Raw genomic sequence first — 20,904 nt, forward strand, 5'->3', positions numbered from 1 at the left:
AAACAAAACATTAGTAAAATAAATATAAATTATTAAAACTATTATTATTTCTAATAATAGAGCCTCATCGGGACGGAGGAGAGGCGGACATGTACTATGAAGAATTAAAAACATTTATCACCTTAGCCGAGGTGAAAAACTTCACCAAAACAGCGGAAATTCTTCATTTATCGCAGCCAAGCGTCAGCCTGCACATCAAAAATTTAGAAAAAGAGTTTCAAACAAAACTGTTCATCCGCTCCCCGAAACGGCTGCGCATGACGCCGACCGGCGAGCTCTTGTACGACCGAGCTAAACAAATGATGGCGCTTTATGAACAAACGAAACAAGACATTTTGGAGCACCATCATTCCGTCAAAGGAAAATTGAAAATCGGGGCGAGCTTTACAATCGGGGAGTATATTTTGCCGCCGCTTTTGCCCGATTTCCAAACACGCTACCCAGAGTTAGAGCTTGAGGTAATGATCGGCAACACAAAAGAAATTGTCGAACTGGTCAAATCATATCAAGTCGACATCGGCTTGATCGAAGGGCAAACGAACGAAAAGGAACTGTCCGTTCATCCGTTCATGCAAGACGAACTCGTCATCGTCGCCTCCAACCGCCATGAATTGGCGCAAAAAGGCGAAGTCACGATCGCCGATTTGCAAAACGAAGCATGGGTGGCGCGCGAAGTCGGGTCGGGGACAAGGGAGTATTTCAACCATTTCATCCGCTCGAACGGGTTGAAAGTCAAATCGCTCATGATCATCAGCAGCAACCAAGGCATTAAAGAAACGTTGATCAACGGCAATGCCCTGTCCTTGCTGTCGCGCAGCGTCGTCGCCCGCGACATCGAGCACGGCCACCTGTCCATCGTTCACTTGAACCATCCGCCGTTTTACCGAATGTTTTCCTATATTTATGCACCGATTATGGAAAACAAGCAAAACGTGCGCATCTTCCTTGAAACGCTGCAACACAATCGGAAATCCTGAAAAAGAACATGGGGGAGAAGCTTGGCAGCCCTCCCCTATACTTCCATCTCCCCATGGCGGATGTGCGGCATTTCGATTTGAATCGTCGCATGGCGAATGTGAAAGCGTGTTTCCACCAAATCAATCGCTCGTTGCAAAATCACCTGGGCATCGCGGCCGTCTTCAATCAACAGATGGCAGCTTAATGAATCAAGTCCTGAAGTGATCGTCCAAATATGCAAATCATGGACCTCGATCACCCCATCAATGCCAGAGAGCGCCGCTTTCACTTCCGCATGGTCAATCGCCGCCGGCGTTCCTTCCATTAAGATATGCACGGTCTGCTTGACGACGGCAAATGCTCCTTTTAAAATCAACACCGCCACCGCGATGGAAATGAGCGGATCGGCCGCGTACCAATCGAACAGCCAGATGACAAGCCCTGCCGCCATCGCCCCGACCGAGCCTAACGCATCGCCGAGCACGTGCAAATACGCGCTGCGGACATTGACGTTCTCTTTGACATCCCCTTTGCGCATCAACACCCAAGCGCTCACGAGATTGGCCAACAATCCAACGGCGGCCACCGCCATCATCGGCCTGCTTGCAACGGCAGGTGGATTCACAAACCTCCCGACCGCTTCCCAAATAATCCAAGCAGCAATTGCCACCAACGTGACCCCGTTCACTAACGCTGCTAAAATCTCGAACCGATAAAATCCATACGTTCTCTTCGACGACGCGGGCTTTGACGCCAGCCACACCGCCGCCAGGCTTAACAGAAGCGAAGCGGCATCGCTCAGCATATGACCTGAATCCGAAAGAAGAGCAAGGCTGTTCGTCACAAGGCCGCCGACAAACTCAAGAACCATAATCCCGACTGTAATGACAAGAGCGGCCGCCAGCCCTTTTTCGTTTTCCTCTCTGCCCAAGCCATGATGATGCCCGTGATGATGGCCGCAATGGCCGTGCCCATGATGATGCATCGATCCTCTCTCCCTTTTATGGATGTTGAGCGTGATCAATCGCTTGCCTTAACAGTGAAATGACATGGTCATCATCGCAAGAATACACCAATGACTTCCCTTCGCGGCGGTACTTGACAAGCCGCAACGCCCGAAGCAGCGCCAGTTGATGGGAAACGGCCGACTGCGACATGCCGAGCACTTCCGCAATATGGCCTACATGGCATTCTTCCTGCGACAACAAATACAACATCTTCATCCGCGTCGGATCCGCCAACGCTTTAAAGATTTTCGACACTTCCTTCACTACACTTTCATCTAAAGACAAATGATCTTCTGCCTCCATCATTGTTCCCTCTCATTTTAATATATGAGCATTTGTTCATACATTTGAATCATAAACGTCTTTTTTTCCTCTGTCAAGCCTATTCCACGCTGCACAACTCCATCAGCCTAAACCGAGGACGCACGCCCCCAACCGGCCAAACAAAAAAAGCAAAGGGCGAAGAACCCTCTGCTTTTCCATTACGATCTCACACGCACCGCCGTCCCCGTCGCAATGCACATCATCATGCCATCGCGCAGCGTTTCAAAATCAAGATCCACCCCGATGACGGCGTTGGCGCCAAGGCTTCTCGCCTTATTGACCATCTCCTTGATCGCCATTTCCCGCCCTTCAGCCAGCTTGCTTTCATACGTTCCGCTCCGCCCGCCGATAATGTCGGTGATACTGGCGAGAAAATCGCGGACGACATTGGCGCCCAAAATGACCTCTCCCGCTACGATGCCCAAATACTCCTCAATTTCTTTTCCCTCAATCGTATTCGTGGTCGTGACAATCATAGCGATGCCCCCTTACGGCTTATCATAATTGGGTAAACCACCCCATTTCATTATACTACTTTTCATCGTATAACGGCGCGGATAAATCCGTTCGCGATGCAGCCGATGTGGAATAAGTCCCATACAGCAACAACTGTGCGATGCCGACAAAATACTCCGATTCGCGAATGATGTGATCGAGCACCACCTTGGCGGTCGGGTTTTCGCTGACGGCCTTGCTGCGGGTTTTGATTTGCCGGCATAATTCGATGAACTGAAGGCTCTGCTCTAGGCAGTACGACACAAAATGGAGCACTTGTTGATGCAGTTGTTCAGGAACATAATGGCCGGCCCGAACGACCGATTCGATATAACGGACCGCGTGCTGATGTGCAGCCGAAAGCGCCTCCTCCCATTTTTTCAACGCTTCTACATATGGCGCTTCCAATCCAGACACAAGCTCGCGAATGACGACCGTATGTTCTTCCTCTTGGTGCTTCCAGAATTCAATCTCATCCAAAACGCGCAGCGGCATGTGTGGACCGTAGTAAAATTGCACGTTTTTCCCTCCCCTGTTTCCCCTCTTCTTTCAGTGTATGAGCCAATCAGCGTAGATATGCAACATGATCGAAACGATGCCAGCCTTCGCCCTTGTTTCATAATCAATACACATAAGGCACCCGGGGAAACTTTATGCATAGGCAACAGTGATCCACCCAATTGACCGAGCCTGATCGATCAAAAAACTTCTACAGCTGTAACGTTTTAAACAGCTTCATCGTTTTTATTAGCATAAATAGCCCGGCCGGGAAAAAGGAGTTACGATGTATGGTTCATGGGAAAGAAGACAACCGCGTCAACTGGATCGAACAGTTATGCCTTTCCACTTGGGAGTCAGTTTACCGATTGATCTATTTTAAGGTCCAAAACCGTGAAGAAGCAGAAAACATCACACAAGAAACGTATGTCAGAGCCATCCCCTATTTACAAAAAAATCGTGTCTCTCCTGATAAACAGATGGCCTTTCTAAAAACAGTAGCCTTGAATATCATCCGGGATCGCTGGAGGCAGCACCAACGGCGGGGAACTACGGCTGATTTGGAAGCCATTTCTCCAAAAGAGGCTGCCCTTGAGGATCCTGCAGAATGGAGTGTACAGCGCATGGCGATTGAAAAAGCGTTAAATGAACTCAACGAAGAGCAACGCACCGTGATCGAACTAAGAATTATGAAAGGATATTCCGTCGCTGAAACCGCCCAAATCATGAAGAAAAAAGAAACAACCATTCGCGTCATGCAGCATCGAGCATTGCAGTCTCTGACTCGCATTCTACATGACCGTACGAAATGAAGGAGGAGTTCATCGATGCATGACAACGAACATCGATTATCCGATTATATCGATCAGTTGAACGCCGAGAAAAAACCAAAAGACCATGGATATCCAACGGCAGATCCTGAGTTGCAAGAACTGTTTCATACAGTCAGGCTTGTTCGCATCCTTAGGGAGCCTGCCATGCCGGAGCAGGATTTTCCAGCTAAACTGATTCGTACAGTCACTGATCAGCTAGTGCCCACAAAACCGAAAAAGAAAAAACGAGCCTGGATGGCCAGCATCGCCGGCATCGCGGCTATGTTGACCCTATTGCTGCTGATCCATTTCGCTTCACTCTTTGACCATCCCAACATTGTAAAGGCGATGGAAAAAGCCTTTCAAGACGTCAACGCCTACCATGGATTTTTGGAAATTGTCGAAACGAATGCCCAAGGCAAGACGACCACACAAGCCAAATTGGAAATTTGGGCCGACAAACACGGACGCTATTATATACAAGAACTGGAGGGTTCAAACAAAGGGGTGATTACCGTCAATAACGGGCAAACGAAATGGCAGATCCGGCCTTCCGAAAAACAAGTTCATCGATTTCCTGCCTTCCCTGATCCGTATCGTTTTGCCTTTGAACTCGGAAACGAAATCAAAGGGATCAAACAAGCCATATCAACGAACATCATCGGGGAAGAGAAGGCAGCCAACCGTCCATCTTGGATTGTCGAAGTCACCCCACAAGGAGGGGAGCCTTATCGGATATGGATTGATAAAGAAACCCATCTTCCGTTGCAAAAACAATATGCGATGCAGCATGGGATCCAATACAAAATCACGTACACGAAAATCGAATGGAACCTCGCTATCCCTGAAAAACTGCTGGCCTACCATGTGCCAAAAGGGTTTCAGGAAATCAACCAAAACACGGAACAAATCGTCACCAGCATCGACGAAGCGAAGGAGGCTGTCGGATTTCTGCCTGAAGTGGTCGAACAGATTCCGTCCGGCTACGTCCAAGACCGCATCGCGATCGTACCGGACAAAAAATTGATCAAAATCTATTACCGGGCACTGGACAAAGAGATCGTCATCATCCAAGGAAAAGCCACCGGCGAATGGAAACTTGCCCCAACCGCAATGGTAGGGAAAATCCATCACCAGACTGCTGAAATTCAATCGCCGGTTGTGGAAGAGTCAGGCGTGCTCGGGGCAGGCGGACCGTATGCCGGCCTGACGAACCTCCATTCCATCCGCTGGCGGCAAAATGGGTTTGAATATGCCGTCGTCGGCCATGCCTCTTTGGAGGACTTGATCGCATTCACCAAAGAGCTGACGAACGGAGCCTTTGAAATGCCGACACACAAGGATCCATTCCCGTTCAAGCCGCAGGTGGAAGTTCCTGTTGACTTGGAACGAGAGAAAAATGACCAAAAAAACGTCGATGCCGGAAGTTCGCCATGGAAATTAGATCCTGTATTTGTGGCTCAAGTGTTTGTCAGCCTGCAAATGTCCCCTGGAGGCATTACCGGAGACTACCCGATTCGTTATGAAGATTTGCGCATTATCCAAAACAATGGAAAGGAAGCCATCGTGGAAGTGAACGCCCATAACACGCCAATCAAGCGGGTATACTTGAAACGACTCATCAGGCAAGATGCGACGGGAATATGGACGGTGGTGGGATATGATCCTGCTCCATAATGTTCACAGAAATGAATACTGATCTCCACTATCTGCGTCATGAAAAAGGAGAACGGCCCCTCTGTTCTCCTTTTTCTTCGTTATTCCCATAGAGTAGTGAAAATCCTCGTCAATGGCACGGTCATTGTAGCTGATGCCGGATGGACGGCGTATTGACGCGCCGCCCCTTCCGCTTTTCCGGTTAGAGGAGAGAGGCACCTCTTGAAGACGAAATCGAAAAGAAAAAGCCGCCCCAACAGGCTTCGTTCCCCGTCGGGACTGGCTTTTTCCTTTTCCTTTTTGTTAGCCGCGAACCATTTGGTACACATGCATCACCAAGGCGCTGACCGCCGCCACTCCTATAAACGAAACCAAATATACCATCGGCGCCCCCGTTTGGCCAAACACAACCTCATTTTGCAACACGTCCGCTTTCTCCCAAGCATTCTCCACATCGGGCTTATAAAGCTTCGTTTTCCAATACCCTATGCCAATGGTTGCTGCCAAATACACCACATGAACGATGATCGAAATGGCGAAAGCGTGAATAACGGGTTTCATGAACATTCCCCTTCCACACTTGTTAGGAATACATCAGGCTCTTCATGGAATACGCGTCCGCAAAAGTCCATCCATTGGGTTTGGCCCACATTGTAGTATGATCCCCATCATTTTACCATATTGAACAAGCTGCGCGAAATCGCCCCCCCTTCCTATTTCCGAATCGTTCCGCTCTACTAAACGTTCAATTCCTCCAAAAGAGGGGATATTCACAGACACTGGATTGAAGTAAGCTTAACTATAGCATCGCATTTCTCCATCCCACTAAGTATATGATGTGTATGGAACGCCAACAAAAAATGAATGAACATTCATTCTGTTGTGGTATAATGGTAACAACATCCTCACACCAATAAGGAGGCCCGTTCGCCATGCTGCTCGATAAAGTGATCAAAAAGCGGTTTGAAACCGAGACGGTGCAAAACGTGCGCATCGCCAAGGGAACGGCGATGTTTCAAGGCGTTCGGCTCACTGTTCGCTGCTTTGTCATCGATGACGTGCTGATTGACACCGGCGCTAAATCGATGGAAAACGAATTCACTTCGTTTTTCCAACAACAAGACATCAATCAAGTCGTGATCACCCATTTTCACGAAGACCATACCGGCTGCGCGGCGTTTTTGCAACGAAAGATGGGCTTGCCCATCTATATGAATGAGCGAATGATCGACTACTGCCGCCAAAAAGCGGACTATCCGCTTTATCGAAAAGTGTTTTGGGGCAAGCGCGAACCGTTTGCCGCCAAGCCCATCGGCGCGACGTTTTCCTCGCGAAACGCAACGTGGGACGTCATCCCGACGCCGGGCCATTCCATCGACCATGTGGCGTTTTTGAACCGCGAAACGGGACAGCTGTTCAGCGGCGACTTGTACTGTCAAGAGAAAACGAAAGTCATCTTGCGCGAGGAAAACATCCCGGCGATCATCGCTTCCTTGCAACACGTGTTGATGTACGATTTCGGCGGCGTCTTTTGTGCTCACGCCGGCTATCTCCCGAACGGGCGCGAGGCGTTGCAGCGGAAGCTTGACTATTTGCTTGAACTGCAAGGAACGATCATCGATTTATACGAAAAAGGAACACCGTCCAAACAAATCCAAGCGATTTTGTTTCCGAAAAAATACCCGATCGTCTTTTTCTCGGGCGGAGAGTGGGACTCGCTCCATATCATCCGGTCGGTCATTCAGGAATATGAGACGAAACAAGCGAGCTGAGACGGGGCTTGTTTATTGCAAAATAAAAATGCAGAGATCTGCAGAGAATTTGGCTTAGGCCAACTTGACATGGAGTGGGGGGCGTGATAGCCTTTTTAGGCATAGCCAGCCCTTGATATTGCTGGCTTCCTGGCTTTTTAATCACGCCCCCAGAGGCTCCTTGTCAAGTTGTCATTCTCTGCACTTTTCCTTGCAAAACTCTGTATTTTTTCTTTGCAGAAAACAGGGGCTGCCCGAGATGGCCATGATATGGCGTCGTGGGGCAGCCTTTTTACGCCCGGCGTTACTGCTTTCTTTTCTGCCCCCATCTCCCTCAACTCTCGTTGTCTTCCATTTTATATTCTTCCCTTGCCATGGACAGTTACATCTTTTTGGCGCTAGACGGCCCAGCGGCCGTTCAGGCAGGCGGCTGCGGTTCCCCATTGGCGCTGCGTATGTTATGCTAATAGAGAAAAACGAAGAAAAGGTGTTAGAGAATGAAGTCATGCATCGTCATTGGAGCCGGCATTTTAGGGGCCTCTGTCGCCTACCATTTGGCGAAAGAAGGCGCAACAGTCATGATCATCGACCGCGGCGACAAGGGCCAAGCGACCGATGCGGCGGCGGGAATCGTGTGCCCTTGGCTGTCGCAGCGCCGCAACCAAAAATGGTATCGGTTGGCGAAAGGCGGGGCGAAATTTTATCCTTTCCTCATGGAAGAACTGGAATCATACGGGGAAACAGAAACCGGTTACGCACGCGTCGGGGCGCTATGGCTGCACACGGACGAACAGAAACTGGAACAGATGGAGGAGCGCGCTCTCCAACGGCGCGAAGACGCGCCAGAAATGGGAGAGATCGTGCGGCTTCATCCCCAAGAGGCAAAGGAGCTGTTTCCGCCGCTTGCCGGTGAGCATCATGCCTTGTATGTCAGCGGCGCCGCCCGAGTGAACGGTCGGGCGGTGCGAGACGCCCTCATGAATGCTGCTCAAAAGCGCGGCGCCGCCTACATCCGCGGAAACGCCCGGATCCTGTTTGAAGGCTCCCGCGTCATCGGCGTGGAAGTCAATGAAGCGAAATACACGGCCGAAGCCGTCATCGTCACGGCCGGCGTGTGGGCTGGCGAACTGCTCGAACCGCTGGGCGTTCGGTTTGCCGTCAGCCCGCAAAAAGGACAAATCGTTCATCTCGAATGGGGGGCGGACGAGACCGGCCGATGGCCAGTCGTCATGCCGCCGAACAATCAGTATATGCTCGCCTTCCCTGGGGGGCGAATCATCATCGGAACGACCCATGAAGATGAGGCGGGCATGGACATCCGCGCAACCGCAGGCGGCATCCATGAAATATTGGACAAAGCCCTCGCCGTCGCACCGGGGCTGTCGGCGTGCACCTATGTGGAAACACGGGTCGGATTCCGCCCGCGCACGCCCGGATTCCTCCCTGTCTTCGGGGCGATCCCTCGGTTTTTCGGCCTGTACGTCGCCAATGGGCTCGGCTCCTCAGGTCTCACCGTCGGCCCGTATTTAGGAAAAGAGTTGGCGAAACTCGTCATCGGCCTGCCGACAGAACTCGATCCAAGCGATTACGACGTGGCAAACGCCATCGCACCGATCATTCCATGAGGAGAACAGGGAAACCAACAACACATTTTCTGCGATCAACCAGCCAACGCAGCAGTTGACCTCCCTTTCCCGCCGCCAGGACAAAGCGGGCCATGTTTGGTCAGCTTTGTCCTTCATATTTTTTCAACTGTTCCGTCAGCTTCTGAAACAACTCCATATCTTTGCGGTCAAGCGCCTGGTCAATTTGCAGTTTCAACCTCGACACTTCGTGGCGTTTCAGCGCCTCATCCAACACTTGTTCGGCCGCCTTCGCCATTTTCTCATGCTGCTCGTGCCGTCTGACATTTTCAAACGCTTGATGATCAATAAGCCGAAGGTACGAAAAATTCCTTGCCTTTCCTGGAAAATGAAGCGTCAAATAGAGCGGTTCGTTCGGATGCAGCGCCAAATCACCCATAATGGCAGCGAGGCTCGTGCTTTTTTGACCGCGTCGATAAAAGACGAGCCCTTCCTCTTCCGCCATCGCGGTCGAAATGATCAGCCACCGCGCCTGCTTTTGCTCGGTTTCCGTAAAATGGACGTTCTCAAGCAAATGGGGGTGCTGAAGCAAATACTTGAGCACAAACCGGGCATCGGGATGCTTTAGGCGATAATGTTGCAAAAACGTTGTTAAGAAATGCCGCTTTTCTGAATAGGACACCCACCTTGTCATGGCCTCACCCCCTTCAACTGCTTCTCCTGAAAGGCAACAGCAGCCGCAGCGCAAGATCGTCTCAACAAGCGGCGATGATCAACGGCCATCCCGTCCGCGTCTTTGCTTTATAGTATACTGGATGGCGCCCCGCCGTGCATCTGCCAACCGCGGGGCAAGACCCCATTCACCCCATCACCGAGCGGCAAACGAAATAGAAAAACAGCTGCCCTTGATCTTCGGGCAGCTGCTCCTTACAGGCGACTAGTATACGACCTCCCTTTAGACCGCTAAAGCACAGGCTTACGCCAACTGCAGCGCAAAGTGGCCGTTTAATCCGAGCGCTTCCGCTGTAGACGCTTGCACTTGGCGCAAAAGCGATTCGTTTTTCATCAATGATTCGCCGTAGGACGGAATCATTTCTTTCACTTTCGGCCGCCATTCTTTCATCTGTTCCGGGAAGCATTTCTCCATCACTTCAAGCATGACGTGAACCGCTGTTGATGCACCTGGCGAAGCGCCGAGCAACGCCGCGATCGAGCCATCGGCCGCATGGACGACTTCCGTGCCAAATTGCAAAGTCCCTTTGCCGCCAGATTCTGTGTCTTTAATCACTTGCACACGCTGACCCGCAACGACGATGTCCCACTCGTCGCTTTTCGCCGTTGGGACGAATTCACGCAGCTCTTGCATGCGCTGTTCTTTCGATAACATCACCTGCTGGATCAAATAGTTGGTCAAGGCCATATTTTTCACACCAGCGGCCAATATCGTCAATACGTTGTGCGGCTTGATCGAGGTGAACAGGTCGAGCATCGACCCGTTTTTCAAAAACTTCGGCGAAAAACCCGCAAACGGCCCAAACAGCAGCATTTTTTGATTATCGATAAACCGCGTGTCCAAGTGCGGCACCGACATCGGCGGCGCGCCGACTTTCGCTTTGCCGTACACTTTCGCGTGGTGCTTTTCCACAACCTCTGGGTTGTTGCACACCATAAACAGTCCGCTCACCGGGAAGCCGCCGATCCCTTTCCCTTCTGGAATGCCAGATTTTTGCAACAGATGGAGGCTGCCTCCTCCGGCGCCGATGAAGACAAACTTGGCCGCATGAAACTCCACGGCGCCCGTGTCCAAATTCCGCACCTTCAACTCCCATAAGCCATCGCTTGTCCGTTTGATATCTTCGACATGATGGCGGTAGCGGATCTCCACGTTCTTCCGTTTCAAATGTTCAAACAATTGGCGCGTCAATGCCCCAAAGTTGACGTCCGTCCCCGACTCGATCCGCGTCGCCGCAATCGGCTCGGTCACAACCCGATCTTCCATCATGAGCGGCACCCATTCGGCCAACTTTTTCGGGTCATCAGAAAATTCCATTCCTTTAAATAGTGGATTGGCTGCCATCGTTTCATGCCGCTTTTTCAAAAACGCGACATTGTCTTCCCCTTGCACGAAGCTCATATGCGGCAATGGGCGGATGAACTCTTTTGGATCCGCGAGCACCCCGCTGTTCACTAAATGAGCCCAAAACTGCAAGGAGACATAAAACTGCTCATTGATTTTGATGGCTTTGCTGATGTCGATCGACCCATCGGACTTCCTAACGGTGTAGTTCAGCTCGCAAAGCGCCGCATGTCCGGTTCCGGCGTTGTTCCACTCGTTGGAGCTTTCTGCCCCCGCTTCTTCGAGCCGTTCAAACACGGCAATCTCCCATTCGGGCGCCAATTCCTTGAGCAGCGTCCCCAACGTTGCGCTCATAATGCCAGCGCCGATTAAAATGACGTCCGTTGTTTGTTTGTTCCCCATGTTTACCATCCCTATCCATGAATAGTTGTAAAAGAGCATCGAGCGACCGCTCGAAATGATTCCACCGATACCCCTTTGGATTTTAAGGGCGATTCCAACATTTATTATAACACAATCGATTAATAGTATGTCATTATTAACGATTTTAACAAAAATATATTAATATAATTCCGTGCACCGTTGCGTATTCATTGCATCAACACGCTCATCCACAATCGTCCTTCATAATAATTTTACAAAATCGTTGAATATTTCGCCACCATCTCGCGAGAAAATGCGGAAATTTTTCAGGGGTGACGAGGAACATATAGCCATAAAACAGCTTTATGCCGTTGAAAGATAATGCAGCTGTTTCCCACATGCATGCTAAATTGGTGGATATAAATACAAAATTTTATTCTTCTTAGGGGGGATTGTCGGCATCGTAACTTAGCAAAAGCAAATCGCAAGGAAAAATGCTGTTTTGCTTTTCTTTATCTGAATGTCTTTCTTTATCAAGTACATTTTATGGTGAAAATCCCGATTTTTTCATTATTCCCCAAAATAAAAAAAGACCGCCAATGCGGTCATATCAAGGGATTTAGGGATTCCGATCCGGATGAGTCGGATCCACATAGCGGCCCCGAGAGGATTCGAACCTCCGACGCACGGTTTAGGAAACCGACGCTCTATCCACTGAGCTACGGGGCCGTTTTCATCACTCTCCTTTTCCATTCTATCCATCTGCATATAAAAATTCAATAGCTGATAGAAAAACAACATATAGAAGACGGACTCCAACCCCGATCTCTCCAAGGTTCGCTCTTCGTTCCCGGCAATTTGGATTCGTCAGCTCGGATCGACCCACGATTTCCCACGGAACGTTCAAATCGTCTACCCATTTCAGCAATCAAAAACATCTCGCTCAATGCCGAAAACAACACGGATCGTTCGTTTTACAATGACTGCTCATATTCGTCTGGATTGAGGATCATATGCACTCTCGCTGCATCATCCTCGACACTCAGAAAGTGGCTCGTTTCCTTTGGTCCCAGTCCTCTAGCCGCCCCATGAATGCACCCGATTTTCTCCAGCTTCCCGCTTCTGACGTTCCAGCTGTACAGTCCCTCCTTCGAATGATAGCTACTGCCAAAATACGCATAGTTCCCCCTCACACATAGAGCGGTCGATCCGCGCAGCTGCTCGGGCGCTTTGTATCTCTCCACCGCCTTTGCGCAAGGATCCACATGAATAAGCGAAAAATCGTCGTAAGGAAAGAGCCACAATGTCGAGGATTTCCCTTTACAAATCGCATAGCAGTCAATGATCATGGGACGATCCGTTAAATGGGAATGATATTTGAAGGCCGGGGAACCATCAAATCGAAACAAAACCAATCCTTCCGTAGAAATTCCTTTGCCAAAAACCCCTTCATCAAAGTAGCTGATCCATATCCCTTCTTTTCCAACCGCTATATCTTCAATCCCGTCGCCGCCGCAAAAGGAATGCCGGACACGGCCGTGCAGATCGAGCAAAAACACATTATCGCGCTTCCCATCGCTTCTCGCATCCGCCAGCAAAAACCGCTCGCTGTCGACCCATCGAATGATGGGAAAACGCACAGAGACGTCCGGATGGAGAACAGTTCCATTCACGACGCACTCCAACCGTCGGCGGCTTCTTTGCACAACGATCCATCCGCACCGGTCGCTCCAATCCGCATCCATCAGCCGAACCCCACTTCGTTCGGAAACAATCGAATAGAAAGTATAGGTGACGATTGGCAACATTTATCCCCCACAGAAACGTCATCTTTACAGCCACACACCCCCTATTGCCCCCGCATTTCTACGAGGCGCCCTCATCTGCACGACAACGCGAATCGATAAGGTGAAGCGATGGGATTCGCTGCGGCCCTGCACCGTTGCTTCCCCTCCGATCGCAGGCAAGGCGCTTCCGCCGTCACCGCTTCACAAACGCCGCAACTGGATCAGCGTCCTCAGGGAGCGCTGTCCGCACGACGAACGGTTGGCCGTTTGTCATGATCAACATCTTTGAATCGTCCCCATCGTGGAAAGGACTGTTCCTCACGGAGGACACCAACAATGAGGGATATCATTCGTGAGCACGAGGCGAAAATCCTGCATGGAAGAAGAAAAAATGGAGAGCCCGGAAAAGCCCTCCGTCATACAAATGGCAACGACCGCCCGTGCTGCGGGCAGAGGGATGGAACGAACCTCGCTTTTATGGAAGACCGACCTTAAGTTTGAGTAGGACACAAAGGCATCTTATTCGGGAATATAAATTTTCTGCAGCGGCAGCAGCGCTCTCGCATCATTTGGCATGTTCTCATACCAATGGACAATCAAGTTGACCAGCTCTTCCAAATCAATCAGTTTCACAGAATTATGTTTGGCGACTGCCTCTGCATGGGAAGTGAACCCGCCTGTTGAGACAAACAGGCAATTGGCATCAATCGGGTTGGCTCCGAGAAGCTGCTGGATTTCCGGAGCCGAGGCGGCGCTTTTGCGATGCTTCACTTGCACCTTGATCACAGGTTTTTCAAAGCCAAACGCGTCCTTATAGGCCAACACATCCACACCGCCATCAGGGCCTCTCGGGCTCACTTGCACGTTGTACCCCATCGCTTGAAGCAAGCCCGCTACTAAATCTTGCATTTGCCACGGATCAAGCTTGTCCACTTTGTCTTGGATCATCATCAACGCTTTTCCAACAAGGTCTTCGACGATTTCTCCCGTTTCCCCCTCTTCAAGTTCATCCCGAGGTTTTGAGAATGGTTGACTGTATAAACGCTGCTCGATTTCATCGCCCCATTCATCCACTCGAAAAACCGTCAGCGTCGAACCCAAACTGTTCTTCGCTCCGTCTGACAACGAATCCCTTGGAACTGTGGCATTTTCCCATTTTACACGGATGATGTTCGGATAATAGGAATACCCGATGGAGGGATCGTAACGATGCTCTTCTGTCGCGGTTCCAACAATGTACTCCCTTTTCTCCTTCGAATATGTGATCACACGGTCGCCTTTTTTGATTTCATGGGCAAAACGCCATACTTGGTTCACCCAACTGGTTCTCGATTTTGGTTTTGCCTCGGCGAACACTTCATCCGCTTTTCGCTGCAGCTGTTCTTTCGACCGAAAGTTCTTGGGATCGCCCAATCTCGCCCAACCGATCGATGCGATGCCCTTTTCCAGCCAAAGCGGAATCAGCTCATTGCGGTCGCCCGCGCGGATCATCCACCATTTTGTCACTGGCTTTTCCCCCTTTTCACAAAAAATGGCTCCATCTGCGAAACCAACAGTTTTCTAAAAACAGGGGCTTAAAGGATGGGCAGACAGCCCCCTCCTAGTATGATGCAATAATTCAAAAACTAAGCCCCCCACCAGTGTTCTCAGTCTATTACAAACTGCTTAACCGATTTCGTTCAATTCTGATCGTATTATCCTTCCCATCCAATACATCCGTGCGTTTGCTGCCGTAGAGGCGCAACTTATGAGAACCTTTAACTGCTTTTATGGAGAGCCGGGGAGTTCCTCGAACTTGCGCTTTTTGCAGATCCACGCACTCGAGAAACTCATCCCAACGGACAATGGCAATTATTTGATTGGAATCGCTCGGCTGTTTCTGGGCACAAATGAAGGCAAAAATAATTTCTTTTTCCTTGCTGTTTTCGAGATGAATCTTGCTAATTTCCGAAATTTCATTGTCACCGAATACAAACGACCAAGTGAAATCTTTGGAGCCGGATGGAGTCGTGTTGTATTTCGTGTACATGATATAGCTCGCTTTATTCGTCGTGACTTCATAAATTTGGCGGTTGTCATTTTCCTTTTCAAACAGCGCCGGCGCCAGTCCCCCGTTGACCAACGCAGAAAGCAGCGCTCCATAGTAGTAATCCGCTTTGCGAATGGCAGCTATCTCGCGCCCTCCCTTTGTCATAGATAAAAAGATTTAGTTAATTTGATTGTACCAACTTTTCTTTTATAAAACTTTGCCGTCTCACTTTGTCGATCGACCAAAAATACAAAAAGAGCGGTGCCGCTCCCTTTTCTACATCCGATGGCAAAGCGATGAAAACGCGTCACTCTTCCGCTTTGAAGTTCATTTTTTATCAATTCCTATTTCTTCGCGCACAATACACTAACGCCCTGTTGCGGCTCGGGAAGATGCTCTGGGATGTCTCCAAGATATTGTTGGTAATAACCGATCATCGTTTCGAGATCGCGCGCGAGTTGTTCATCGGATGGCAGATCGTCAAACGAATAGGCGATATACACCGCCACCGACCGTTCGTAATCTTTCGCCCGTTTGCTTTCACCAAGATGGATGTCATCATCCGTCCGCACGCGTTCTTCAGTGGGAATGTGTTGGCGAATGTCCCGCTTCACCCGCTCCATTTCGTCTTTCGGCGTCTCCGTCACCCCTTGGGCGAGCGTCAAATACAGCCGACGCATATCCTCGCTGAACAAGTAGGCGATATAATAGCCGCGCTGTGTCGAATCCGTCGCCTCTTGATCCATCACCGCCACCCACGGCACGTCGGTCCAATTCCCTTGACCGACCGACCCTTTCACCACATACCGGTCAGGCGGCAGAAACGGCAACGCTTTCAACGCCTCTGGAATCGCCCGCGTCACCAACTGAAACGTCCGCCGCTCTTTGGACAGTTTTTCCTGCTTGTCTTGCTCGTAGATGACCATCACTTCACGGAACAGATCGTGCAATGACATAAGAATAGCTCCTTCGTGCCGAAATGTTTCCTTCGTTTCTATTTTTCTTCTATTCTACTAAAAAAGCGGCCGTCCCCACCAGCGGGAAAGCCGCTTTTCCGTCAGGAGCCAGCATCTTTTGTCATGCTTTGCCGTCAATTCGCTTGTTCGCTATTCAGCCGCCAGGGCGTCGGCCTTTGTTCGGTGCACAGTACCGCGCGGATGCTGCGGAGGTGCATAGATGGAATAGAGCTTCAGCGGGACATTTCCGGTGTTGATGACATTGTGCCATGTTCCAGCTGGAACCATAATCGCGGAACCGGCGCGCACGTTTCTTTCCAATGTCAACTCGTCTTTCCTCTTGCCCATTCGAACAATTCCTTGACCTTGTTCAATGCGCAAAAATTGATCGACGTGATGGTGAATTTCCAATCCAATATCTTCCCCGACATTCAGGCTCATCAACGTCACTTGCAAATGCGGCCCAGTCCATAAAGCAGTGCGGTACGTATCGTTTTGTTTCGCGGCCTCGTTGATCTGAACGACAAACGGCTCCGGCCCGTAATCTTTCAGCTTTATGTTCTCTCTTTCCAGCCTGTAAGGAACCGGCCAGTAAACAGGCGGCCTTCCATAGTAGTGCACAGGCGTGTAGGCATGGGACGGATATGAATAAGCATACGGGTAGGCGGGCATAAAAGAAACGGTGTGCATCTTTTCACCTCTTTCTAATTTGATCATCTTATCTTATGCATAACGGTGAGGAATTCGACTAGCGTTTTTGGCCAGTCTTTTCCCACATGTGATCACCCGCCGCCTTGCGAAAACGTTGCGTGACGATGGAACGATGAAAGGGACTTTTATGTTACACTAAGTGTAAATGCGCAAACGGTAAGGAGGAATGGACAATGAAAGCCCCTGCCCTGTTTCTTGCACACGGTTCGCCGATGTTGGCGATCGAGGACAATACGTATACGGCGTTTTTGAAAAAGCTTGGGGAAGGGATTCGCCCGCAGGCGGTGGTGATCTTTACAGCGCACTGGATGACGCGCCAACCGATGGTTTCGGCGGTTGAGGGGACGTATGACATGATTTATGATTTTTCCGGTTTTCCTCGCGAGTTGCATGAAGTGGTGTATCCGGCGCGCGGATCGGTCGAGTGGGCGGAACGCGTGCGGGAGCGCCTAGGTGGCGTGGCGGAAGTGGCCGTTGATCCCACGCGCGGGTTGGATCACGGCTCATGGGTGCTGCTCTACCGCTTATTTCCGAAAGCGGATATTCCGGTTGTGCAGGCGTCGGTCGTGCCGTGGTGGACGCCGAAGCAATTGTTCCAGCTAGGCGAGGCGCTGCGTCCATTGCGTGACGAAGGATTGATGATCATCGGCAGCGGCGGGACGGTGCACAATTTGATGGCGCTCCGTTGGGAAGGGCATGCCGAGGCGGACGCATGGGCCGTCGCGTTTGATGATTGGCTTCTCAGCCAGTCATCCTTCCATAGCGAAGAGGTGTTCGATTATGAGAACAAAGCGCCGTACGCCAAGCAAGCCGTGCCGACGCCCGAGCACCTCGCGCCGTACTGGATCGCTTACGGCGCGGGGAGTCGTGACCAAGCGCTGCGCGTGTTGTTCCGCGAGTACCAGTATGGGAGCTTAAGCCTGATGGCGGTGGCGTTTTAAGCGGAAAGCCCGCTCCCTGCCTCAACGCATGGGGGCGGGTTGTTTCTTTGATCGAAAACAGCGTTGTTACTGCCCGGAGCACGTTTTATACGTTTGCCCGTTGCCACATGGGTCTTTGCGGCCAGTTTTTGGTCGAAGACGTGGAATGTTCTCAAAGAAAGGCCGTCCTTGAATCGCATCCAGACAGGACCGTTCCCTATTTCAATGCAAAAGACGCTAGTCTTGTTCAACACGGCTGCACATCTTGCAAATGATACTGTTTGTAAATTTGGTTCTTCAACCTCGGATGCAAGTGGCAGCTGCACTCATCGGAAAACAACCGGTCAATCAATCCCTTGAATTCTTCCCGTCCGATCAACCGACGCTCATACACGCAACATAAAATTCCTAAAGTTCCCGTATATTCGATGCCATAACTTTCACATGCATTGATGATCCTTTTTTCATTCGATGTGCATACAATCATATCTTGACCGGCAATGGCAATCAGTTCTGCATCATATTCGCTCAAACCTGTCCATTCTGTCAGCAGCTGATACATGAGCCCGTATCCCTCTTCCGTATGCAAAGAGACCGTTTCATAATCGATTTGTCGCAAAGCCGTCCGGATATCGTCAGGAGTCTCATTCCACAAAATACTTTCGGGAACACACACTCGGCCAAACACTCTCGTCAGTAAATCCATCCTGTCCAACTCATAAAAATCGTTTAACACATTGTTGTCCACCACCGCTCTCTTTTATAAAGCCCCCGTATTTTCTGAACATCCATGCTCCTTATACCATCCCTTGACCATTTCTCTAGCAGTCCGCAAATCGCATCCAAGGATTTCGCATACTTTGTTAATCGTAATGCTCCCCTCAAAATACGCCTGTTTCACAAAATAGGTCAGTTTGCGGTTTTTGGGAATATACTCGATTGGAGCGGGTTCTTGTTCTTTATATCCTTGCTCCCGCAACGTTTTTCGCAAATGGCCGTACGTCCTTCCGGAAATGTATTGTTCATCCAATAAGGCCCTCATGAAGGCTTCAGCACTGACAAAAAATTGGCGCTTAAGCTCCATAATCGTTTCAAGGGTAACATATCGTTTAAAATAATAGGCATATTCCCGCAACTGTTCGCGAGGAATAAGAAAGTAGCTTGCAAACAACGTGGCGACTTTTTCATTGATTTCCTTTCTTGCGCTGCTGTAAGTAAGAGAGCTAAGATCACTTCGGTATTCCTCGCGATGAAAAATAAGATGGCCAAGTTCGTGAATGACGCTGAACCGTTTTCGTTCCTCAGGTATTTCGTCGTGATCATTAAGGAAAATAAAAGCTCCTTTTTCCTCGGAGTAAGCCGATAAACCATCAATTTTTTTATCAATCGTTTTCAACGCGATGACATGTATACCATGGCGCTCTAAAACCGCATAAATATCGCTTGGGATCACATGATCAAGGCCAAACATTTTCCTCGTTTGTTCCGCTGCTTGTCGAATAATGGTTTTATGCTCCTCCGTTAACTCATGATCAACGAGCTTTACTTTATACGTCGGGGGCAAATAAGCAACACTAGCCTCTCCAAAAGAGGCAAGCAGCTCATAATAATCATCCATGATCCGATTCACTTGATTTTGATCAATCAGACGAAAGTTTTCTTTAGGGTTATCCGCGCGAAACATGAAAGAAGACATTGGTTCACGCTGATCATCTAAAGAAACGATCAAATCCTTCATCGGGATATTCAAGTGTCGCGACAGAAGAAATAATTTTGCACTGTCAGGAATTTGTTCCCCTTTTAAATATTTGGCAATCGTTTGTCTTGTCACGCCCATCAATTCGGCTAAATCTTGATTCTTCAACCCCATCTCTTTTTTGACCCGATTTAGATTTTTCGCGATCGTTTGTTTAATCTCCATCATCACACCTCCTTTGTGTTAATTATTTTTAACACAAAATAGAGTCATAAACCGATATTAATGTTAATTTTTATTAACCTTTTCTTTTAACATACCATATCGGATTGGCATCAATCAACTTTACCATTCATTTTGGGAATAAGCATTGTACATTATTGGTAAACGTTTTCAAATAGGTTTAAGTCTTTGTTAAGCAACAAGCCCGCCTCTCGCTTCCATGCGCGAAGGCAGGCTGTTTTTTTAGCCAAAGTACGTGTACTTGCTTTTCGCAGCACTTTTCTACTTTTCCCGCTGCCGATTTCGCCCGTAGTATCGGCTGGGTGTCAACGTTCAGCTAGCCCCTCGACGGGTTCACGATTTCTGTTTTAACACTCTAAATACAAGAATACCAATGAAAACACTGACAGCGACAGCGGCCGAAACGATGGTGATCGGCAGCCAGTCAGTGGCAAAAGATGAATGAGTGATCATTAAGCCATAGCAACGCCCCTCCTTTATCCATCATCAACGAAATCCCGTCAGATTTGAAACCGTTGTTCCTTCTCGAAAACTCGCTTGTTTGATATACTAGAGTGGAAGGAGGTGAAGGGGATGGAAGAAAAAACGATATTGGCGCAAATTTTGCAAGTGCTTGATTTGTACGCATCCGATATGCGCAAGCAGTTCGAAGCGCTCCATGAGAAATTCGACTCGCTCCAACGCCAAGTCCAAGCGTTGAGCGAACAAACGAACACGATGAACAAACGCATTGAGGACATGGACAAGCGCATCGAGGACATGGACAAACGCATGGAAGGAATGAACGGACGTGTGGAAGGAATGGACGGGCGCATCGAGGAGATGGACGGACGGTTTGAGCGGCAAATCACCCAATTGGAGCGCACCATGAACGAACGGTTCGAACGGCTCGAAGCAAAGCTCGGCCACATCCGCGTCGAACTGGCTGAAACACAAGAAACAGTCGACTTCCACTCCGTCAAAATCGCCCAGCATGATCGAAAAATCCGCCATTTGCTTCACGCTCGATAAATCCTCCACTGCCATCATGCCCCCGCTC

The 20,904-nt window shown here is 49.6% G+C and carries 21 protein-coding genes and 1 tRNA gene; 7 read left to right on the plus strand and 15 right to left on the minus strand.

Going from position 1 to position 20,904, the window contains the following annotated elements; translation table 11 throughout:
- The first annotated feature begins 89 nt into the window (after window positions 1-89).
- Complete coding sequence (locus LG52_RS08365) at window positions 90-977, plus strand: LysR family transcriptional regulator (RefSeq protein ID WP_044731581.1); 888 nt, start codon at window positions 90-92, stop codon at window positions 975-977.
- A gap of 35 nt (window positions 978-1,012) precedes the next feature.
- On the opposite strand, the gene LG52_RS08370 is transcribed toward LG52_RS08365, so the two are convergent.
- From LG52_RS08370 to LG52_RS08385, 4 genes are all read right to left on the minus strand, one after another.
- Complete coding sequence (locus tag LG52_RS08370) at window positions 1,013-1,942, minus strand: cation diffusion facilitator family transporter (RefSeq protein WP_044731582.1); 930 nt, start codon at window positions 1,940-1,942, stop codon at window positions 1,013-1,015.
- A gap of 16 nt (window positions 1,943-1,958) precedes the next feature.
- Window positions 1,959-2,267, minus strand: coding sequence for an ArsR/SmtB family transcription factor (locus tag LG52_RS08375; protein ID WP_044731583.1), 309 nt, complete (start codon window positions 2,265-2,267; stop codon window positions 1,959-1,961).
- A 179-nt stretch (window positions 2,268-2,446) separates the two neighbouring features.
- Window positions 2,447-2,764 carry a YbjQ family protein gene (locus LG52_RS08380; protein WP_033017392.1) on the minus strand — a complete coding sequence of 106 codons (318 nt, stop codon included), beginning with the start codon at window positions 2,762-2,764 and terminating at the stop codon, window positions 2,447-2,449.
- Between the two features lie 55 nt (window positions 2,765-2,819).
- On the minus strand, window positions 2,820-3,302 hold the full coding sequence (locus LG52_RS08385; RefSeq protein ID WP_044731584.1) for a DUF2935 domain-containing protein: 483 nt from the start codon (window positions 3,300-3,302) through the stop codon (window positions 2,820-2,822).
- Between the two features lie 269 nt (window positions 3,303-3,571).
- Here LG52_RS08385 and LG52_RS08390 point away from each other — a divergent pair, with 269 nt between their 5' ends.
- Together LG52_RS08390 and LG52_RS08395 are read left to right on the plus strand one after the other, a co-directional pair.
- The gene (locus tag LG52_RS08390; RefSeq protein ID WP_044731585.1) at window positions 3,572-4,093 is read left to right on the plus strand and encodes an RNA polymerase sigma factor; all 522 of its coding nucleotides are present in this window, start codon (window positions 3,572-3,574) and stop codon (window positions 4,091-4,093) included.
- Window positions 4,094-4,108: 15 nt separating this feature from the next.
- Window positions 4,109-5,770 carry a LolA family protein gene (locus tag LG52_RS08395; RefSeq protein WP_044731586.1) on the plus strand — a complete coding sequence of 554 codons (1,662 nt, stop codon included), beginning with the start codon at window positions 4,109-4,111 and terminating at the stop codon, window positions 5,768-5,770.
- 282 nt (window positions 5,771-6,052) lie between these two features.
- Here LG52_RS08395 and LG52_RS08400 read toward each other — a convergent pair whose 3' ends face one another.
- Entirely contained in the window at window positions 6,053-6,310 is a 258-nt protein-coding gene (locus tag LG52_RS08400) for a membrane protein (RefSeq protein ID WP_044731587.1), read from the minus strand.
- Between the two features lie 371 nt (window positions 6,311-6,681).
- Here LG52_RS08400 and LG52_RS08405 point away from each other — a divergent pair, with 371 nt between their 5' ends.
- Window positions 6,682-7,521: an MBL fold metallo-hydrolase gene (locus tag LG52_RS08405; RefSeq protein WP_044731588.1), complete on the plus strand. Its 840-nt coding sequence runs from the start codon at window positions 6,682-6,684 to the stop codon at window positions 7,519-7,521.
- A gap of 476 nt (window positions 7,522-7,997) precedes the next feature.
- Window positions 7,998-9,125, plus strand: a complete 1,128-nt coding sequence (locus tag LG52_RS08410; protein WP_044731589.1) for an NAD(P)/FAD-dependent oxidoreductase — start codon at window positions 7,998-8,000, stop codon at window positions 9,123-9,125.
- Window positions 9,126-9,225: 100 nt separating this feature from the next.
- Here the strand turns inward: LG52_RS08410 and LG52_RS08415 are convergent, their stop codons facing one another.
- The 8 genes from LG52_RS08415 to LG52_RS08450 all read right to left on the minus strand — a co-directional run bounded on the left by LG52_RS08415 (window position 9,226) and on the right by LG52_RS08450 (window position 16,985).
- The gene (locus LG52_RS08415; protein WP_044731590.1) at window positions 9,226-9,777 is read right to left on the minus strand and encodes a YpiB family protein; all 552 of its coding nucleotides are present in this window, start codon (window positions 9,775-9,777) and stop codon (window positions 9,226-9,228) included.
- A 282-nt stretch (window positions 9,778-10,059) separates the two neighbouring features.
- Window positions 10,060-11,571, minus strand: coding sequence for a malate:quinone oxidoreductase (locus tag LG52_RS08420; RefSeq protein ID WP_197071928.1), 1,512 nt, complete (start codon window positions 11,569-11,571; stop codon window positions 10,060-10,062).
- Between the two features lie 608 nt (window positions 11,572-12,179).
- A tRNA-Arg gene (locus LG52_RS08425) sits at window positions 12,180-12,252 on the minus strand.
- A 245-nt stretch (window positions 12,253-12,497) separates the two neighbouring features.
- Window positions 12,498-13,328 carry a TetR family transcriptional regulator gene (locus LG52_RS08430; RefSeq protein WP_197074576.1) on the minus strand — a complete coding sequence of 277 codons (831 nt, stop codon included), beginning with the start codon at window positions 13,326-13,328 and terminating at the stop codon, window positions 12,498-12,500.
- Window positions 13,329-13,829: 501 nt separating this feature from the next.
- A complete protein-coding gene (locus tag LG52_RS08435) occupies window positions 13,830-14,816 on the minus strand; it encodes a restriction endonuclease (RefSeq protein WP_044731593.1) in 987 nt (328 codons plus the stop codon).
- Between the two features lie 148 nt (window positions 14,817-14,964).
- Window positions 14,965-15,483 (minus strand): hypothetical protein, encoded by a 519-nt coding sequence (locus tag LG52_RS08440; protein ID WP_044733166.1) that lies wholly within the window; start codon window positions 15,481-15,483, stop codon window positions 14,965-14,967.
- Window positions 15,484-15,683: 200 nt separating this feature from the next.
- Complete coding sequence (locus LG52_RS08445) at window positions 15,684-16,295, minus strand: DUF3578 domain-containing protein (RefSeq protein ID WP_231578557.1); 612 nt, start codon at window positions 16,293-16,295, stop codon at window positions 15,684-15,686.
- A 150-nt stretch (window positions 16,296-16,445) separates the two neighbouring features.
- Complete coding sequence (locus LG52_RS08450) at window positions 16,446-16,985, minus strand: cupin domain-containing protein (protein ID WP_044731594.1); 540 nt, start codon at window positions 16,983-16,985, stop codon at window positions 16,446-16,448.
- Window positions 16,986-17,179: 194 nt separating this feature from the next.
- Here LG52_RS08450 and LG52_RS08455 point away from each other — a divergent pair, with 194 nt between their 5' ends.
- Window positions 17,180-17,947, plus strand: a complete 768-nt coding sequence (locus tag LG52_RS08455) for a DODA-type extradiol aromatic ring-opening family dioxygenase (protein WP_044731595.1) — start codon at window positions 17,180-17,182, stop codon at window positions 17,945-17,947.
- A 226-nt stretch (window positions 17,948-18,173) separates the two neighbouring features.
- Here LG52_RS08455 and LG52_RS08465 read toward each other — a convergent pair whose 3' ends face one another.
- Window positions 18,174-18,674 carry a hypothetical protein gene (locus LG52_RS08465; RefSeq protein WP_156133419.1) on the minus strand — a complete coding sequence of 167 codons (501 nt, stop codon included), beginning with the start codon at window positions 18,672-18,674 and terminating at the stop codon, window positions 18,174-18,176.
- A gap of 12 nt (window positions 18,675-18,686) precedes the next feature.
- The gene (locus tag LG52_RS08470; protein WP_044731597.1) at window positions 18,687-19,847 is read right to left on the minus strand and encodes a helix-turn-helix domain-containing protein; all 1,161 of its coding nucleotides are present in this window, start codon (window positions 19,845-19,847) and stop codon (window positions 18,687-18,689) included.
- 591 nt (window positions 19,848-20,438) lie between these two features.
- Here LG52_RS08470 and LG52_RS08475 point away from each other — a divergent pair.
- Window positions 20,439-20,876, plus strand: a complete 438-nt coding sequence (locus LG52_RS08475) for a hypothetical protein (RefSeq protein ID WP_044731598.1) — start codon at window positions 20,439-20,441, stop codon at window positions 20,874-20,876.
- Window positions 20,877-20,904: the final 28 nt, after the last annotated feature.

This window comes from Geobacillus kaustophilus (assembly GCF_000948285.1).
In the GTDB taxonomy this organism is placed as follows: Bacteria; Bacillota; Bacilli; order Bacillales; family Anoxybacillaceae; genus Geobacillus; species Geobacillus thermoleovorans_A.

What these genes read in the sequence shown, in the direction of transcription:
- LG52_RS08365 (WP_044731581.1), top strand. Translation starts at nt 90, where the DNA reads ATGTACTATGAAGAATTAAAAACATTTATCACCTTAGCCGAGGTGAAA.
- LG52_RS08370 (WP_044731582.1), bottom strand. Translation starts at nt 1,942, where the DNA reads ATGCATCATCATGGGCACGGCCATTGCGGCCATCATCACGGGCATCAT.
- LG52_RS08375 (WP_044731583.1), bottom strand. Translation starts at nt 2,267, where the DNA reads ATGGAGGCAGAAGATCATTTGTCTTTAGATGAAAGTGTAGTGAAGGAA.
- LG52_RS08380 (WP_033017392.1), bottom strand. Translation starts at nt 2,764, where the DNA reads ATGATTGTCACGACCACGAATACGATTGAGGGAAAAGAAATTGAGGAG.
- LG52_RS08390 (WP_044731585.1), top strand. Translation starts at nt 3,572, where the DNA reads ATGGTTCATGGGAAAGAAGACAACCGCGTCAACTGGATCGAACAGTTA.
- LG52_RS08395 (WP_044731586.1), top strand. Translation starts at nt 4,109, where the DNA reads ATGCATGACAACGAACATCGATTATCCGATTATATCGATCAGTTGAAC.
- LG52_RS08400 (WP_044731587.1), bottom strand. Translation starts at nt 6,310, where the DNA reads ATGAAACCCGTTATTCACGCTTTCGCCATTTCGATCATCGTTCATGTG.
- LG52_RS08405 (WP_044731588.1), top strand. Translation starts at nt 6,682, where the DNA reads ATGCTGCTCGATAAAGTGATCAAAAAGCGGTTTGAAACCGAGACGGTG.
- LG52_RS08410 (WP_044731589.1), top strand. Translation starts at nt 7,998, where the DNA reads ATGAAGTCATGCATCGTCATTGGAGCCGGCATTTTAGGGGCCTCTGTC.
- LG52_RS08415 (WP_044731590.1), bottom strand. Translation starts at nt 9,777, where the DNA reads ATGACAAGGTGGGTGTCCTATTCAGAAAAGCGGCATTTCTTAACAACG.
- LG52_RS08420 (WP_197071928.1), bottom strand. Translation starts at nt 11,571, where the DNA reads ATGGTAAACATGGGGAACAAACAAACAACGGACGTCATTTTAATCGGC.
- LG52_RS08445 (WP_231578557.1), bottom strand. Translation starts at nt 16,295, where the DNA reads ATGTCATTGCACGATCTGTTCCGTGAAGTGATGGTCATCTACGAGCAA.
- LG52_RS08450 (WP_044731594.1), bottom strand. Translation starts at nt 16,985, where the DNA reads ATGCACACCGTTTCTTTTATGCCCGCCTACCCGTATGCTTATTCATAT.
- LG52_RS08455 (WP_044731595.1), top strand. Translation starts at nt 17,180, where the DNA reads ATGAAAGCCCCTGCCCTGTTTCTTGCACACGGTTCGCCGATGTTGGCG.
- LG52_RS08470 (WP_044731597.1), bottom strand. Translation starts at nt 19,847, where the DNA reads ATGGAGATTAAACAAACGATCGCGAAAAATCTAAATCGGGTCAAAAAA.
- LG52_RS08475 (WP_044731598.1), top strand. Translation starts at nt 20,439, where the DNA reads ATGGAAGAAAAAACGATATTGGCGCAAATTTTGCAAGTGCTTGATTTG.